At 42.3% G+C, this 16,259-nt stretch carries 21 protein-coding genes; 7 read left to right on the top strand and 14 right to left on the bottom strand.

Annotated elements, in window-relative coordinates; all coding sequences use genetic code 11:
- Positions 1-79 precede the first annotated feature (79 nt).
- The gene (locus HB679_RS17550; protein ID WP_214073319.1) at positions 80-499 is read right to left on the bottom strand and encodes an IPExxxVDY family protein; all 420 of its coding nucleotides are present in this window, start codon (positions 497-499) and stop codon (positions 80-82) included.
- A 151-nt stretch (positions 500-650) separates the two neighbouring features.
- On the opposite strand from HB679_RS17550, the gene HB679_RS17555 reads away from it, so the two are divergent.
- Genes HB679_RS17555 through rnc form a run of 3 tightly spaced genes read left to right on the top strand, consistent with a single transcriptional unit; the run spans position 651 to position 2,893 of the window.
- Complete coding sequence (locus tag HB679_RS17555) at positions 651-887, top strand: acyl carrier protein (protein ID WP_031266521.1); 237 nt, start codon at positions 651-653, stop codon at positions 885-887.
- Between the two features lie 20 nt (positions 888-907).
- Positions 908-2,161, top strand: coding sequence for a beta-ketoacyl-ACP synthase II (fabF, locus tag HB679_RS17560; protein ID WP_214073320.1), 1,254 nt, complete (start codon positions 908-910; stop codon positions 2,159-2,161).
- A gap of 6 nt (positions 2,162-2,167) precedes the next feature.
- On the top strand, positions 2,168-2,893 hold the full coding sequence (gene rnc / locus HB679_RS17565) for a ribonuclease III (RefSeq protein WP_214073321.1): 726 nt from the start codon (positions 2,168-2,170) through the stop codon (positions 2,891-2,893).
- A gap of 242 nt (positions 2,894-3,135) precedes the next feature.
- On the opposite strand, the gene HB679_RS17570 is transcribed toward rnc, so the two are convergent.
- Positions 3,136-3,324: a cold shock domain-containing protein gene (locus tag HB679_RS17570; RefSeq protein WP_214073322.1), complete on the bottom strand. Its 189-nt coding sequence runs from the start codon at positions 3,322-3,324 to the stop codon at positions 3,136-3,138.
- Between the two features lie 76 nt (positions 3,325-3,400).
- Positions 3,401-3,817: a PH domain-containing protein gene (locus HB679_RS17575; RefSeq protein ID WP_214073323.1), complete on the bottom strand. Its 417-nt coding sequence runs from the start codon at positions 3,815-3,817 to the stop codon at positions 3,401-3,403.
- Between the two features lie 54 nt (positions 3,818-3,871).
- On the opposite strand from HB679_RS17575, the gene HB679_RS17580 reads away from it, so the two are divergent.
- Both HB679_RS17580 and HB679_RS17585 read left to right on the top strand, forming a co-directional pair.
- Complete coding sequence (locus tag HB679_RS17580) at positions 3,872-4,585, top strand: SAM-dependent methyltransferase (RefSeq protein WP_214073324.1); 714 nt, start codon at positions 3,872-3,874, stop codon at positions 4,583-4,585.
- Complete coding sequence (locus HB679_RS17585; RefSeq protein WP_214073325.1) at positions 4,586-6,193, top strand: FAD-dependent monooxygenase; 1,608 nt, start codon at positions 4,586-4,588, stop codon at positions 6,191-6,193.
- 5 nt (positions 6,194-6,198) lie between these two features.
- Here the strand turns inward: HB679_RS17585 and HB679_RS17590 are convergent, their stop codons facing one another.
- The 4 genes from HB679_RS17590 to HB679_RS17605 form a co-directional block, all read right to left on the bottom strand.
- Positions 6,199-6,798, bottom strand: coding sequence for a tRNA-(ms[2]io[6]A)-hydroxylase (locus HB679_RS17590; protein WP_214073326.1), 600 nt, complete (start codon positions 6,796-6,798; stop codon positions 6,199-6,201).
- A 138-nt stretch (positions 6,799-6,936) separates the two neighbouring features.
- Complete coding sequence (gene nadD / locus HB679_RS17595) at positions 6,937-7,512, bottom strand: nicotinate (nicotinamide) nucleotide adenylyltransferase (RefSeq protein WP_214073327.1); 576 nt, start codon at positions 7,510-7,512, stop codon at positions 6,937-6,939.
- A gap of 131 nt (positions 7,513-7,643) precedes the next feature.
- Positions 7,644-8,237, bottom strand: a complete 594-nt coding sequence (gene gmk, locus HB679_RS17600; RefSeq protein WP_255547650.1) for a guanylate kinase — start codon at positions 8,235-8,237, stop codon at positions 7,644-7,646.
- A gap of 52 nt (positions 8,238-8,289) precedes the next feature.
- Entirely contained in the window at positions 8,290-9,156 is an 867-nt protein-coding gene (locus tag HB679_RS17605; protein ID WP_214073328.1) for a YicC/YloC family endoribonuclease, read from the bottom strand.
- Positions 9,157-9,399: 243 nt separating this feature from the next.
- On the opposite strand from HB679_RS17605, the gene HB679_RS17610 reads away from it, so the two are divergent.
- Complete coding sequence (locus HB679_RS17610; RefSeq protein ID WP_214073329.1) at positions 9,400-10,053, top strand: hypothetical protein; 654 nt, start codon at positions 9,400-9,402, stop codon at positions 10,051-10,053.
- Positions 10,054-10,146: 93 nt separating this feature from the next.
- Here HB679_RS17610 and lepB read toward each other — a convergent pair whose 3' ends face one another.
- The 7 genes from lepB to HB679_RS17645 form a co-directional block, all read right to left on the bottom strand.
- Entirely contained in the window at positions 10,147-11,250 is a 1,104-nt protein-coding gene (gene lepB / locus HB679_RS17615; RefSeq protein ID WP_214073330.1) for a signal peptidase I, read from the bottom strand.
- A gap of 59 nt (positions 11,251-11,309) precedes the next feature.
- Positions 11,310-12,089 carry a hypothetical protein gene (locus HB679_RS17620; RefSeq protein WP_214073331.1) on the bottom strand — a complete coding sequence of 260 codons (780 nt, stop codon included), beginning with the start codon at positions 12,087-12,089 and terminating at the stop codon, positions 11,310-11,312.
- 85 nt (positions 12,090-12,174) lie between these two features.
- Positions 12,175-12,390 (bottom strand): DUF2442 domain-containing protein, encoded by a 216-nt coding sequence (locus HB679_RS17625; RefSeq protein ID WP_214073332.1) that lies wholly within the window; start codon positions 12,388-12,390, stop codon positions 12,175-12,177.
- Between the two features lie 100 nt (positions 12,391-12,490).
- On the bottom strand, positions 12,491-13,216 hold the full coding sequence (locus tag HB679_RS17630; protein WP_214073333.1) for a YebC/PmpR family DNA-binding transcriptional regulator: 726 nt from the start codon (positions 13,214-13,216) through the stop codon (positions 12,491-12,493).
- An 87-nt stretch (positions 13,217-13,303) separates the two neighbouring features.
- Positions 13,304-13,624, bottom strand: coding sequence for a type II toxin-antitoxin system PemK/MazF family toxin (locus HB679_RS17635; RefSeq protein ID WP_214073334.1), 321 nt, complete (start codon positions 13,622-13,624; stop codon positions 13,304-13,306).
- Positions 13,611-13,892 carry a hypothetical protein gene (locus HB679_RS17640; RefSeq protein WP_214073335.1) on the bottom strand — a complete coding sequence of 94 codons (282 nt, stop codon included), beginning with the start codon at positions 13,890-13,892 and terminating at the stop codon, positions 13,611-13,613. Before HB679_RS17640 ends, HB679_RS17635 begins: the two co-directional genes overlap by 14 nt.
- A 53-nt stretch (positions 13,893-13,945) precedes the next feature.
- A complete protein-coding gene (locus HB679_RS17645) occupies positions 13,946-14,890 on the bottom strand; it encodes an NAD-dependent epimerase/dehydratase family protein (RefSeq protein WP_214073336.1) in 945 nt (314 codons plus the stop codon).
- A 143-nt stretch (positions 14,891-15,033) separates the two neighbouring features.
- Here HB679_RS17645 and HB679_RS17650 point away from each other — a divergent pair, with 143 nt between their 5' ends.
- On the top strand, positions 15,034-16,041 hold the full coding sequence (locus HB679_RS17650) for an aspartate-semialdehyde dehydrogenase (protein WP_214073337.1): 1,008 nt from the start codon (positions 15,034-15,036) through the stop codon (positions 16,039-16,041).
- The last annotated feature ends 218 nt before the right edge of the window (positions 16,042-16,259 follow it).

Here is a 16,259-nt window from a genome sequence, read left to right on the forward strand (position 1 = left end):
GTTTTTTCTTGGGGTTGTCTTTAATGGATGACGCATGTTTATGCGTTATGGTACTTTTAAATTTCGGCGCTAAAATAAGTTAAAATAAGAGATTTTCGCGCGATTTTATTTTTTTAGGATCAATCTTTACTGCCGCAACAATTTCAGGTATGCGGTTTAGGGTCGAAATTATATTTTCGAGGTCCTTATCATCAATATAATTTTTAATCATCATAAAATAATCGGCCTTTTTCATCTCCGGTATCAGGTAACCGTCGGTGCCTTTGTTAGCTATAAAAAAGAAATCAGTCTCGCTGGCCTCCCAGTTATAGGTATATAATGAAAAATATACCTGTGGCGCGCCGGCATGAATATCAACCGCCAGGTCATCAGTTTTGATAAAATTAAAATTTAAACACTTGTTAATAAGGTAACAAATGCGGTAATCTTTTAACGATGTTGTTACTGCAATGAGAACAAAATCCAGATCAATCTCAAACTTTAAAAATTTCTTGTTCAATTATGATTACATTTGCGCCCGGCAAAAATACAAATTGAAACCTTTTGCTTTCAAAATTTGTTAGCTATCAAAGTAAAAAGTTTTAGATTTGATATTTAACAGATTTTATTTTTCTTTGCACTGAAATTATTAATCATTAAACAATAAAACTATGTCTGATATCGCTTCAAGAGTAAAAGCTATAATCGTAGAAAAACTAGGTGTTGACGAAAGTGAAGTTACACCTGAGGCTAGCTTCACCAATGACCTTGGTGCTGACTCTTTAGACACCGTGGAACTTATCATGGAGTTTGAAAAAGAATTTAACGTGGCTATACCTGACGATCAGGCTGAAACTATTGGCACAGTAGGTCAAGCCGTAGCTTACCTTGAAAAAAACGTTAAATAAACTCTCCTTAATTCATTTAGATGGAGTTTAAACGAGTTGTAGTAACCGGGCTTGGGGCACTTACTCCAATTGGCAATACCGTTCCAGAATATTGGAACTCATTGATCAATGGAGTAAGTGGCGCAGCTTTGATCAAGAGTTTTGATACGACCTTGTTCAAAACAAAATTTGCATGCGAAGTTAAAGGCTTTGATGCGGACGCTTTTTTAGGAAGAAAGGATGCGCGCAAGCTCGATCCTTTTGTGCAATATGCCCTGTATAGCACCGAAGAAGCAGTAAAAGATGCTGGTTTAGATTTTTCGAAATTAGATGTTAGCCGTATAGGCGTGATCTGGGGATCGGGCATCGGCGGTTTAAAGACATTTTTAGACGAGGTGACCAACTTTGCCAAAGGCGACGGTACACCACGGTTCAATCCGTTCTTTATTCCTAAAATGATTGCCGATATTGCTCCGGGCCATATTTCTATTAAATACGGTCTGCGTGGACCAAACTTCTCTACAGTTTCTGCTTGCGCATCTTCAAACAATTCATTGATCGACTCTTTTAACTATATCCGTTTGGGTAAAGCTAATATGTTTATCAGTGGTGGTTCTGAAGCTATTATTAATGAAGCCGGTATAGGCGGATTTAATGCTATGCACGCATTGTCTGTACGTAACGATGACCCGGCAACGGCTTCACGTCCGTTTGACCTTGACCGCGATGGTTTCGTGGCAGGCGAGGGCGCTGGTACCATCATTCTGGAAGAACTGGAACATGCTAAAGCTCGTGGAGCAAAAATATATGCTGAGATGATTGGCGGCGGTATGAGTGCTGACGCTTACCACATGACTGCTCCGCATCCTGATGGTTTGGGCGCTGCCTCTGTAATGCGCTTTGCCCAGGAGGATGCCGGTGTAACACCAGCTGATATTGATTACGTAAATGTTCACGGCACGTCAACTCCAATTGGCGATCCGCAGGAAATTAAGGCTATACAGGATGTATTTGGTGCAGATGCTTATCGTATAAACATCAGCTCAACCAAATCAATGACCGGTCACTTATTAGGTGCTGCGGGCGCTATTGAGGCTATTGCTTCAATATTGGCGCTAAACCACGGCATTATCCCACCTACCATTAACCATTTCACTGACGACCCAACCTTTGATCCTAAAATAAACTTTACGTTTAACAAGGCTCAAAAACGCGATGTTAGAATTGTACAAAGCAACGGTTTCGGCTTCGGCGGTCACAATGCTTCTGTAATATTTAAAAAATACGAAGAATAGTAGTGGATGCCTGTTGGACGGTTATATAAGCTTTATTTTTCACCTCAAAGAAAATACGTCAAGGTTTTAAAGAATTTGCTCGGTTTCGTGCCGGGCAATTTGTCTTTATACCGGTTGGCATTTCGTCATAAATCTGCTGCGCAAAACGTAAAAAAAGGCGTAAAGAACAGTAATGAGCGCCTGGAATTTTTAGGTGATGCTGTTTTAGGCAGCGTAGTGGCCGAAGTGCTTTTTAAATTGTATCCTTATGAAGATGAGGGCTTTCTGACCGAATTGCGCTCAAAAATCGTAAGCCGGGTAAACCTTAATCAATTAGCACGCAAACTTGGCTTTGAACAGCTGATAGAGTACGATAACCGTGCTTTGGGCCCAACCCGCCAGGGATCTTTGTTGGGCGATGCTTTTGAGGCGTTAATAGGTGCGGTGTATTTGGACAAGGGTTATGATTTTACCAGGCATTTCCTGGTAAACAACATCATTAAAGCTCATATCGATATCCATACACTTGAGCAAACCGAAACTAACTTTAAGAGTAAACTCATAGAGTGGTGCCAACGCCACAGTAAGGATATAACGTTCGACCTGGTGGATAATGGCGACGGCGAAAATACCAAGCTTTTCACCGTACAAGCCAGTGTAGACGGTCAGATCATGGGCCTGGGCAAGGAGTTCAGTAAAAAGAACGCCGAAAAACTTGCCGCCGAGAAAGCCTGCGAGGCGCTGGGTATTTAATTCCTTTTAATTTTCTGCAATATTATTAACCACGTCATTGCGAACGAGGTACGAGTGTGGCAGTCTCCGGCTCGCTGATTTAATCGCTCGTTCAGAGATCGTCACACTCGTACCTCGCTCACGATGACGTGCGGGGTGGTGAAGAGATGTCACGTTAGCGATGACGTTTGTTATTTCATATACAAAAACAAAAGCCCGACTGTTGTTACAGCCGGGCTTCAATACGCTTAATATATCTAGTGTTAAGCTAATTTTACATTTACCGCGTTAAGGCCTTTTCTGCCTTGTTGTGGCTCGTAAGTCACTTCGTCGTTCTCGCGAACTTTGTCGATTAAACCTGATACGTGTACAAAGATCTCTTCGCCACTTTCAGTTTTGATGAAGCCGAAGCCTTTAGAGTCATTAAAAAATTTTACTGTTCCTGTTGCCATTATAAAAAAATATTGAATTAAATTACTGCAAGGTATACTAAAATATTTAATATTCAATACCCACGAAGCTTTTTCGTTATTTTTTATTGTTTAATGACACCGTGATATTGGGATTAATAACTTGCAGGTCAACAATAAATTGGGCCTTATTGGGTGGCGAGATCACTACACTATCGTAAGTGTTATAAAATATTTCAATTCTGTCCATAGACCAAGCAGGGGCACTCCACATGGTGTTTGTTTCGGCTACAGATTTTATTTTAGCAATATCAATGTCCGTATTAACAAAAAAGCCCGAGCGCACATTAAGCATATTGCCGTTTATGGTGTAATAAGTGGTACGAAACAGATACGTTGTAAAACCGGCGATCAGTAAAATAATGAACAATGCAAACCAATCATCATTTATAATGTCAAGCGCACAAATGCCCAGAAATATTGGCAGTGCGGGTAAAATGATTACAAGTCCGATTTTTGACCTATAGGTTGTCATGATGTAAGTTTCAAGGTAATTATAAGTTAGACAAAAAAAACGCACTTTTGTAACATGCCTTTAGGAACTCTTTTTTTAATACCCGTACCGCTTGCAGAAGATGCCGCGGCCAAAACATTTACTCCATATTTGGTTGATACCATTAATCATATCAAAGAATATATCGTTGAGAACGAGAAAACTGCCCGCCGTTTCCTGAAAGAAGCTGGATTGAAAACCCCGCAAAGCGAATTGGTTATGCATGACTACGGTAAACATAATCGTACTAATAGCCTCAAACCGTTTTTTGTTGGTTTACAGTCTGGTAAAGATGTCGGGCTAATGAGCGAGGCCGGCTGCCCGGGCATAGCCGATCCCGGAGCAGATATTGTAGCCGAAGCGCACAAGCGTGGGATAAAAGTAGTACCCTTAGTTGGCCCTAACTCTATTTTGCTGGCGCTGATGGCATCCGGGTTTAACGGACAGAGTTTTGCCTTTCAGGGCTATTTGCCTATCGATAAAGCGGATAGAAGCAAACGTATTCGGGAACTGGAAGGCCTGTCAGACAGATTGAATCAAACCCAGATATTTATCGAAACACCTTTTCGTAATAACCCTTTGTTGGAAGAGATCTTGAAAACCGGGGATAATAAAACCAAACTTTGTATAGCCAGCAATCTTACCTCGGCGGATGAGTTTGTGCAAACCAAAACCATAGCCGAGTGGCGCACACAGGTACCTGATCTGCATAAAAAGCCAACTATTTTCTTGTTATCGCGTTCTTTATAGGTGATCAGTCAGCAGCATACCCAGGTTTTAATTGTCGGTGCAGGGCCTTCGGGGCTTATGATGGCGGCACAATTATTGCGTAATGGTGTGCAGCCTGTAATTATTGATATTAAACAAGGGCCAACCAACCAGTCGAAGGCGCTGGCGGTACAAGCCCGCTCGCTGGAAATATACAGGCAGTTGGGTATTGTCGACCGCGCGTTACATGACGGTAAGCGGGCAGGCGGCATGGTACTTAATCAGGACGGTAAAGAAGTAGCGTCACTTTCATTGATAGATGAGGGCGAGCGGCGAACACTTTTCCCATTCGTTTTTCTATATCAGCAAAGCAAAAATGAGCGATTGCTGCTTGATTTTCTGACACTGAACTGTTGCCCGGTTTATTGGGACACTACACTGGTATCGTTAAAACAAAACGGACAACAGGTAGAGGTAGAATTGCAATCGGGCACTGATATCACCACCTTTAACTGCGACTATGTAGTTGGTGCCGATGGCGCACACAGCACTGTACGCAAGCAATTAAATATTCCTTTTACCGGAGATACTTATGCAAACGAGTTTTTCCTTGCCGACCTGGAATTGGATAATGAGGAGTTAACAGACACGCAGGTACAATTGTATCGGGCTAGGGGAGCCATGTCGGCATTCTTTCCCTTGCCTGAACATAACGGTTATCGCGTCATAGGAAACCTCACTAAAGACAAGGAAGGGAAGTTCAATCTGCAACTTGAAGAGGTGTTACCGCATTTAAAAGCCATAACCGGGATAGATATCAAGGTAGTGCATGAGCATTGGTTCACCACCTATAAACTGCATCATCGCATGGCCGATAAGTTTAGATTGCAGAATTGTTTTTTAATAGGTGATGCAGCGCATATCCATTCGCCGGTTGGCGGCCAGGGTATGAATACCGGCCTGCAGGACGCTTATAATTTAGGTTGGAAACTGGCGGGTGTGGTAAATGGCCAGCTAAAGGAAACTATTTTAAACAGCTACGCTGCCGAACGTATGCCTGTCGCCAAAGAGTTGTTAGCTACTACCGATCGACTTTTTAAGACTATTATATCAGCCAACTGGTTCTGGGTGTTCTTTAATAAATGGATAATGCCGTGGGGACTAAAATTCTTTTGGAAGAATGATACCCTGCGCGCTGTGTTCTTTAAGCGGTTATCGCAGATCGGTATCTCTTATCGCGACAGCAAAATAAACTTACATTTAAGCAGCGCGAAAAATATCAAAGCCGGCGATAGACTACCTTACCTGAAAGTCTTCGACGAAAAGAAAGAAGTAGAAACCGATTTGCACGAATGGTGCAGTAAGCCCGGCTTTACACTAATTGTATTAGGGAAGCTAAAAGAGCTCGACCTGTTTACGCTGGCCAAATGGATCACACAAAATTATACCGGCACGCTTAACTTTTTTTACCTGCCGCCATCAGCTAAAAACAATCACGTGTTTCAACAATTTGAAATCACCGGGGGTAAAATGAAAGCCTTGATTGTACGGCCCGATATGCATATCGGTTTAATTAATGACGTAGTAGATATTGAGATAATGGATAACTACCTGAATAATGTTGTAGGGCTTGCTAAAGCCGCTATATAGCGCTTCTAACCGTGAATGGTTTCAGATTTGCCGTAGTTCTTCACTACATCAGCCTCATAGGCTAAAAACTCTTTCCAGCGTTTGTCTACATCAATAGTAACCGCATGTTTTTTAGCCAGGTTAATAAACATGGCGTAGTGCGTAGCCTCACTGATCATTAGCTCATGATAAAACTCAGAAAGTTCTTTGTCATTTATATTTTCTGACAGCACCTTAAACCGCTCACAACTGCGCGCTTCAATCATTGCCGAAAATAATAAACGGTCAACCAATTGCGCCTCGCGGCCGCCACCTATGATGATAAATTTGCGTAGCTCATTCACATAGTCATCCTTACGCTCTTTGCCCAATACAAAACCGCGTTTCAGGATAATCTCATGCACGCGTTTAAAATGATCCATCTCTTCCTGCACCAGGTCGATCATTTGCGCTACCAAGTCGCTCAAGTTTGGATTTTGCACAATGAGGGTTATGCCGTTAGTAGCCGCCTTCTGTTCGCAATAGGCGTGGTCTATCAATAGCTCTTCGATATTGCTTTCCACTACATTCTTTACCCAGGTTGGGTCGGTAGGTAGCTGCAGTTTTAAGATGGTTTTTTCGCTCACGGGGCAAAGATAAAGGTTAGTCCGTAAAGGATACTTTATTATTTGTCATTGCGAGCGTAGCGTGGCAATCGCAAGGAGAAAGTTTGAACGCGTGCGATTGCTTCGTCGTTCCTCCTCGCAATGACAACTTGTGAATGATTACGACTTATACAAACTCTTACTCTCAATAAATTTCAAAACCGGGTCTGGCACAAAAAATTGTACATTCTTTTTCTCGGCGATAGATTTACGGATAAAAGTTGCCGATAGCTCCATCTGCGGTGTCATGGTAATGGTTACCGCCGGGTGCGATGCCAGTTCGGCATTTTCATAGCCGGGGCGTGGATAAACAAAGATCTGGTAGTCGCGCAGAATGAGTTTATAGTTTTTCCATTTTGGTAAGCTCACCAAATTGTCAGAACCCATAATGAGCGCAAACTCGTGCTGTGGATATTTTTCTTTTAAATGGGTAAGCGTATCAATAGTGTATGATGGCTGCGGTAATTTAAGCTCTACGTCGCTTACTTCAATATTTTGGGCGTTATCTGTAGCCAGCCGCGCCATTTCAAGACGATCGTAAGTATTGATTAGATCACTATATTTTTTAAGCGGATTTTGGGGCGACACTACCAGCCATACTTTATCCAGCGCGGTATGATTGGCCAGGTAATTAGCTATGATAAGGTGGCCGATATGGATGGGATTAAATGAACCAAAAAGTAATCCGATTTTCATTTCAATTTTTGCAGTCGAGGGTTACCTATTGACAAATTTAACCGGTGTCAATTTCCGGGGAGTTAATAGCTTATCAAGCAATTTTAAACAACATCAGCAGGAAATATGATCCTGAAGATGCAGACTGCAAATTATTTCGCTAAGAAATTCTTCACCAACTGCTCAGCTTCTGCACATGCCGTCTGAAGATCGTGATTTTTGAGGATAATATCAAATTTGGGCGCGTAATTCAGCTCTTTTTCAGCTTTGGCAAAACGTTCCTTCAATTTATCCTCACTATCAGTACCGCGGCCGGTTAAACGTTGCTTCAATACTTCTAATGATGGCGGCTGAACAAATATGCCCAGGGCCTGTCCATCGTACTTACGTTTAAGGTGAAGGCCACCTTCAACGTCGATATCAAATATTACGGTTTTGCCTCTTTTCCAGATCCGTTCAATCTCCGTACGCAAGGTGCCATAAAAGGTGCCCGAGTATACTTCTTCAAACTCGACAAATTGTTTTTTGGCTATGCGGTGTAAAAATTCTTCTTTGCTGATAAAGTAATATGATTTGTCGGCCTGTTCATCGCCGCGTGGCGGGCGGGTGGTGGCCGATATGGAAAACTCCAGCTCAGGAAATTTGGTAAGCAAGTGCTTAACTATGGTAGTTTTACCGGCTCCTGACGGTGCAGAAAATATGACGAGTTTCCCGTTTCGGCTCATGGTTAATAGCTCATGGTTCATGGTGTCCCGGCTTAAAGTTCAGCTATGAACTATAAACCATCAACTATGAACTCTATAATACGTTTAATAGTTGTTCTTTAATTTTCTCCAGCTCTTCTTTCATACCTACTACCAGTTTCTGGATGTTGGCATCATTAGCTTTTGAGCCCAGGGTATTTATTTCGCGGCCTATTTCCTGAGAGATAAATCCAAGCTTTTTGCCATTAGCATCAGCGTTCTTTAATGTCTCCAAAAAATAATCTAAATGCGTTTTTAGGCGTACTTTTTCTTCGGTGATATCCAACTTATCGATGTAATAGATCAGCTCTTGTTCGAAACGGTTTTGATCAATTGCTTCACGACCGGCAGCCTCTAACAAGAATTGGTTCAGTCTTTCGCGGATAATGGGAACGCGTTTTGGTTCTTCAACCTCAACTAGTTTCAAATTTTGGGCAATTATGTCAATGCGGAATCTCAGATCCTGTTCCAGTACACCGCCTTCATCACTTCTAAACTGCTGGAAAGCGGCCATGGCCTGGTTAAAGGTTTTCTCTGCAATTTTCCATTCATCTTCAGATAGCGTTTCCTCGTCGTATTTCACCACCTCAGGTAAACCCAGGGCCAGTTGCAGCAGGTTGCCCGCTGGCTCGTTCAGTTCAATACTAACCGCTTTCAATTGTTCGTAATAGTTTTTTAAAAGTACGGTATCAATACCGGCAGCTTTTACGGGTGCTGTGTTGGCTTGCTCCACATTAAAGGATAAGTTTACCTTGCCACGTTCAATTTGCTTGCTGCAATCAGTGCGTAGTTGGAACTCTTTTTCGGAGAAGATTTTGGGCAGGCGCAAAGACAGTTCGAGAAACTTGCTGTTCAGGGATTTGATTTCGACGGTGTATTTTGTATTACCTGAGTCGAAACTGGCAATTCCATATCCTGTCATGGATTTTATCATGCGCAAAGATAGTTTTTTTTCTTTAGTAGCCGTAAACGGGATATTAAAACAGCTGTAAGTCCGTTAAATAAGCCTAATTAAGCGCTAAAAATTAACATTTTTTTACAACCGCGTTTAAATACAATGTTTAGTTTTGTATCCTTGAATAACCCACACACATACCGCCGGCTTAGCATTTTAACTGCTTTTTGTATTTGTTTAACGCTTAGCGTATTTGCACAGCAAGTTGTAATGGTAAAAGGAGTAATCTTTAAAAAGAACTCGCCCATTACTATTTCCTATGCTGCTGTTAGTAATCTAAGTCGCAAAAACATTCCGGAAACATTGAGCGATGAATTAGGCAGTTTCCATATCCAGGCAGCCATTGGCGATAGCTTACTTTTTAGAAAAACTGATTATACGGCACAAATTATTGTGCTGCAAAATTACTCGAGCCAATCGATTTACCTGCAGCAGATCATTCATCTGAACGAGGTTACGGTAAAAGACGTTAGTAAGAAACAGGAATTAAACGACGCGCTTGATAACTATAAGAAAAAGGGGCAGTACTATAATCTCGACCCGGGTGTAATGTCTGTTATAACTTCGCCGCTAACGGGTTTGTATGAATTGTTTGGTAAAGCCCCGGGGCAGGCACGTAAATTCAGGCAATACTCTAAAGAAGAAATGGAGCACATAGAAATTGCCAAACGCTACAATAAGGTGTTGGTGAAAAACATCACCAATATGCCCGACGAAGATCTGGAAGACTTTATGTTCAATTTCACTCCTAACGTAGAAGATATCCGCATTTGGAGCGATTATGATATTATTAGCTACATTAAAAGATCATATGCTTACTTCAAAGAAAATCGCGGCTCTTTGAAATTGCAGAAGCTAAACTAGCCATCCAATATGTCATTGCGAGCGGAGCGTGGCAATTGCGAACTTTGCAGCGTGCGATTGCTTCGTCGTTCCGGCCGCGCAATGACAAAGATGTTAATTAATCGGCCTTAAAACCCTGTTCCAACGGATACGGTTAAAAATGTTTTGCGTAGAATCTGTGCTAAAGAAAGTTATCATGGCTTTACCCACAACATGATCTTCTGGCACGTAACCCCAAAATCTTGAATCTAACGAGTCATGGCGGTTATCGCCCATCATCCAATAGTAATCCATTTTAAAAGTATAGCTGTCGGCCTTTTTGCCGTTGATCAGGATTTCTTTGCCATTTACAGCCACTTTATTGTTTTCGTAAACTTCTATAGCACGGCGATATAAAGTGAGCGTAGAATCATTCAGCGGCGTTGTCCAGCCTTTTTTGGGCAGACGGATAGGGCCGTAGTTATCCAAATTCCATTTAAACTTTTCATTATGCGGGAAGATCTCCGCATCGTACGTACCCGCGGGTGCAATAACCGGAGTGATGCTTTTGATGTTTGAATATCCTTTCAATGTAGTTGCTGCGGACTCCGGCATGATCATTTCGAAAGTATCCGGCGCTAATTGCTGTCGGATAGAAATATTGAGATCCTGCATTACATCAGGATTAATATTTAATCCCGTAGTCACCACGGTGTACGATGTTTGCTGTTTAGGCGCGTTTGGTGCTTCTTTGCCGTTGATGAAAACTTGTCCGTTAACTATGGCCAACAGATCGCCGGGGATCGCCTGGCAGCGTTTAATCAATGTGGTACGTTCATCAACCGGGATATTATATTCAGGGCCCGCTTCATCAGGTTTATTGAAAACTACGATATCACGGTTTTTGATGTGGCCAAAGCCTGGTAGTCTCAAATACGGTAATTGCAGGGCGTCCCAATAGGTTTTTATACCATACATAACAGGCTCGGTAAACGGAATAGCCAGTGGTGTGTTAGCCACACGCGGGCCATAATTGATCTTGCTTACAAACAAATAATCGCCGGTAAGTTCGGTGCCTTCCATAGAGCCTGAAGGGATGGCATATGCCGAGAACAGCAGGCCGCGCACAAAAGTTGCTACCACTACGGCAAAAACTATGGCATCAACCCATTCGCGGGTTTTTGACTTTTTGGCTTTTTCTGTTTTGGGATTCCTTTTAAAATTTAGTTTCCAATTCATGACGCTAAGTTTTTTCTAAAACTTAGATCCCGGATAAGCAGAATTGTTACAACAAAATTTTACTCTTGAGTTGGGGGAGGTGTCTGTTTAGTAACTCCAGCTTTAAAACGTGGGGTGAAGCCGATTTTTGGTTTTTCTTCAACAGTTTTTTCTTCTGATGCTATTGGTTCTTCTGGTTTTGTTTCGGCAGGAGTTTCAGCAGCTTTAGTGACACCTGTTTTGAAGCGAGGTGTGAAACCGATCTTGGGTTTGTCGTCGGCCGTTGGAGTCTCCTCGTTCTTTTCCTCGGGATTTTCAGTTGCAGTGGTTTCCGCAGGTTTAGTTACGCCTGCCTTAAAACGTGGCGTAAACCCGATCTTGGGTTTGTCTTCAGCAACAGGCGTTTCTTCTTTTTTTCCTTCAGAAGTTTCAGCAGCCTCCTCAGGTTTAGTTACTCCGGCTTTGAACCGAGGCGTAAAGCCAACTTTTGGTTTCTCTGTTTCGGCTGCCGCCGGATTTGCTGCTACGGGAGTTTCAGGCTTATCTTCGACAGGCTTAACAGCAGCCTTGAAGCGTGGTGTAAATCCTACTTTTGGTGCAGGTGTACTTAATTCACTTAGCTCTTCGGTTATCGTTTGTTCGGCCAGTTGGTTCTCGATTTTAGCCTTTTCGGGTTTTTCTTCAGGCGCCAGATGGAATTGCCTGCGCAGTTTATTGAACCAGTATTTCTTGGTATGGTCGAAACTTTTTTCGCCCATTTGCTCAAAGTGCAATTTAAATTCGGCAAACAGCGCCGGCTCGCCTTGTTGAAAGGCTGCCAGGTCAATTCGCTTCTTTTTAAAAAACTCTTCGAAAGTCATTGTTTGTAAGATATAAGAATTAAGAGTCAAGACTTAAATATATCTAACATATATCTTGTTTCTTGACTCTTGTTTCCTGTCTCTACTAAATAGTAATGTCCAGATCTAATTTGTTAAACCGTATGCCTTTGTCTGTTTGTTCCCAGTCCTCGCGTTCCTCGTCGCTGGCTGCTTTTAGCGCCGGGAACCATTCCAATGGAAACACTTGCGATTTGCCGCCATCAAACTCAACCAACAGCAAACCATCACTAAAAGTAACTTTAGCTTTTTTCTCTTGCTTGCGTGTGGTGAATAGTGGCATATATTAATTTTTTGTCATTGCGAGCGTAGCGTGGCAATCGCGAATATTATATTTATTTGCGTCCTTGCGCTTCGTTCCTCGCAATGACAGTTATAATGTTTTACTCGGCCATATTATGGTAAACCGCCTGTACGTCGTCGTCTTCCTCTAAACGGTCAATCAACTTCAATACATCAACAGCTTGCTCTTCGGTAACGTCTTTAAAAGATTGCGGAATACGCTCTAACTTTGCCGATTTTACCTCTAAGCCCATTTCCTCCAAAGCTTTTTGCATTTTACCAAAATCCTCGAAAGCAGTATGCAGTACGCCGATGTCTTTTCCTTCTTCATCAGCCTCAACAAACAAATCTTCTAAACCGGCGTCAATCAATTCAAACTCCAATTCTTCCAGATCACGGTCGCCGGGCTCAAAAGTAAATACGGCCTTACGGGTAAAGATAAAATCAAGCGACCCGGTTTTACCCAACGCGCCGTTGTATTTAGTAAAGTAGCTGCGTACGTTAGCAACGGTACGGTTAATATTGTCGGTAGCGGTTTCAACTAATACGGCAACACCATGTGCGGCATAGCCTTCATAAACCAGCTCTTCGTAATCTTTTTCATCGCGACTGGTGGCGCGCTTAATAGCGGCTTCCACACGGTCCTTAGGCATGTTAACTGCCTTTGAGTTTTGTACGGCAGTACGCAAGCGCGAGTTGGTGTTTATATCTCCACCACCTGCTTTAACAGCCATCACTATCTCTTTACCCAAACGGGTAAACTGCACGGCCATCTTGGCCCAACGTTTAAATTTTCTTTCTTTACGGAATTCGAATGCTCTTCCCATAGTATGCTTAATGAATCCTATTTAGGCAGGATTTTGAGGTACAAATATAATGTTTATGTTTTAGTTAGGAATTGAATTAATGGGAGCCTAGTCAAGCTGTAATACGATTTTGAGTTTCTGATTAAGCTTGTCGATCTCATCATTTGTCAATTTACCTAAAAGGCCTAAAATTAAAGAATTGTTTAATGTGGCGATTTTTCCTGTAATAATTAATGATGGTTTTTTAAGCCCATTAGTTTGTGAAACTTCTAACAATAAATCTTTGCTTTCCTGCCATTTCACTTGGGTGGTGATAAAATTTGCCGTTATATCTATGTCTGTTTCAGTAAGGATAACTGCAGGGCGTACTTTGGTAGCAGATAAATCAGTAAATGGGAAGGCAACCAATATAATATCACCTTTTGGCATAAACTTCTTTTAGATCGGCTATGGTATAAAGATCTTCCTCATCTTTTAAAAAATCAAAAGATTGACCAGATGCTAAACTCTGAACATCGCTATCGAACGTTAATTCTTCTTTTAATTCACGTATTCTCTTCATACGTTCAATAGCTTTATCTTCTCTATTAGCTACTTTAATTAAAAGATCGGCAAATTCGGCAATTTCCACAGCCTTATCTTCAGGTAATTGATTAATCACCTCAATAGTATGTTCTATGATGGCTTGCTTGGTCATATTCAAATATACGAAAAGATGAACAATTGTTCATCTTTTCGTATATCGGCGACTTATTTCTTCAAATTCTCCAGCATATCAGCCGTCATGCTTGCCAGGTCAAATTTCTGTTTCCAGCCCCAGTCTTTTTGCGCATAGGTTTCGTCTATGCTGTTTGGCCAGCTGTCGGCGATAGCCTGCCGCGGGTCGTGCGCGGCATAACTGATCTCAAAATCAGGCAGATGTTTTTTTATTTCTGCGGATAACTGAGCAGGGGTAAAGCTAATGCCACCCAGGTTGTATGATGAGCGAATAGTTAATTTATCAGCAGGCGCATCCATCAGTTCCAGGGTAGCGCGGATGGCATCTTCCATATACATCATTGGCAAGGCAGTATCGGCAGAAAGAAAACTTTCGTATTTGCCGTGCTCCAAAGCTTCATGGAAAATATTCACTGCGTAATCTGTCGTGCCGCCGCCCGGTTCAGAGCGCCAGCCGATTAAGCCCGGATAACGGATACTGCGTACATCCAGTCCGTATTTTGCATGGTAATATTCGCACCAGCGTTCGCCCGCCAGTTTACTAAAACCATAAACCGAGTTAGGGTCCATGATGCAAAACTGCGGCGTGTTTTCCATGGGTGAGTGCGGGCCGAAAACAGCGATAGAGCTTGGCCAGAAAACTTTAGCTATTTTAAATTCAACGGCCAAATCAAGCACATTAATCAGGCCGTTCATATTCAGGTCCCAGGCTAGTTTTGGTTTTTGTTCGCCTACGGCGGATAGGATAGCAGCCAACAAGTATACTTGCGTAGGCTTATATTTTTCAAATATTTGATGCAGATTTTCTTTATCCAGCACGTTGACCAATTCAAATGGCCCCGATTTTATAGCGGCGTTATCGGTTTGGCGGATGTCGGATGCTACTACCTGGTTATTGCCGTATTTGGCACGCAGGTTCATTACAAGCTCGGTTCCAATTTGTCCATTGGAGCCCAGCACAATTATTGTTTCGGTCATAAAGAGTATCAGTTGCCGCAAAGGTAGAAATTTGATTTGAATGATTATGGCTACACTTCATTAACATTATGTGCTGGCTATAAACAAAAAAATCCCGATATTTGCCATCCAATAAATAATTTATTATTAACAAACTAGAAACAATGAAAATCGCAGTTGTAGGTGCTACGGGATTAGTAGGCACCAAAATGTTGCAGGTTCTTGAAGAACGCAACTTCCCCATTACAGATCTATTATTAGTCGCATCAGAGAAAAGTGTTGGTAAAGAAATCACTTTCAAGGGTAAGGCTTATAAGGTTATTTCTGTTGAGGATGCGATTAAACAGAAGCCCGATATTGCTTTATTTTCGGCAGGTGGCAGCACTTCATTATTGCAAGCGCCGCTTTTTGCTGCGGCGGGCGTTACTGTAATTGATAATTCATCGGCCTGGCGTATGGACCCAACCAAAAAATTGGTTGTGCCCGAGGTTAACGCCAATGTTTTAACTCCCGAAGATAAGATCATTGCTAACCCTAACTGCTCAACCATACAAATGGTGGTGGCGTTAAAACCATTGCATGATCGTTATAAAATAAAAAGGGTGGTTGTTTCAACCTATCAGTCAGTAACGGGTACCGGCGTTAAAGCGGTAGACCAGTTAATGAATGAACGTGCCGGTATTGATGGCCCTATGGCATACCCATATAAAATTGATTTGAACGTTTTGCCTCATATAGACGTGTTTACCGAAAATGGTTACACCAAAGAGGAAATGAAAATGGTAAAAGAAACCAACAAGATCATGGGCGACGACAGCATCCGCGTTACAGCTACTACGGTACGTATCCCGGTGATGGGCGGTCACTCAGAATCTGTAAATATTGAGTTTGCCAATGATTTTGACCTGGCAGAAGTTAGAGAGATCTTATCAAAAGCGCCAGGTATTGTGGTAACCGACGACGTTGCCAACCTGAAATACCCGATGCCGCTTGATGCGCACGATAAAGACGATGTATTTGTAGGCCGTATCCGTCGTGATGAAAGCCAGGCGAATACGTTGAACTGCTGGATCGTGTCTGACAACCTGCGCAAGGGTGCCGCCACTAATGCAGTACAGATTGCCGAATACCTGGTGGCAAACCATTTGGTTGGTCAGGCTGTGGAGGTGTAAGTAGAGATTCGTGATAAGAGACTAGAGATTAGTTTCTGTTTATATAAGGGGATAGCCGTTGGTTGTCCCCTTTTTTCGTCACGTCATTGCGAGCGTAGCGTGGCAATCTCCGGTCCACTGACTTGGTCGATCGTTCAGAGATCGTCACGCTCGTACCTCGCTCTCGATGACGTGAAGGAAAGAGGAATGGGGTTATTATCACTCATTTTATATTTAAT

Origin of the sequence: Mucilaginibacter sp. dw_454 (genome assembly GCF_018449775.1) — a bacterium.
GTDB lineage: Bacteria > Bacteroidota > Bacteroidia > Sphingobacteriales > Sphingobacteriaceae > Mucilaginibacter.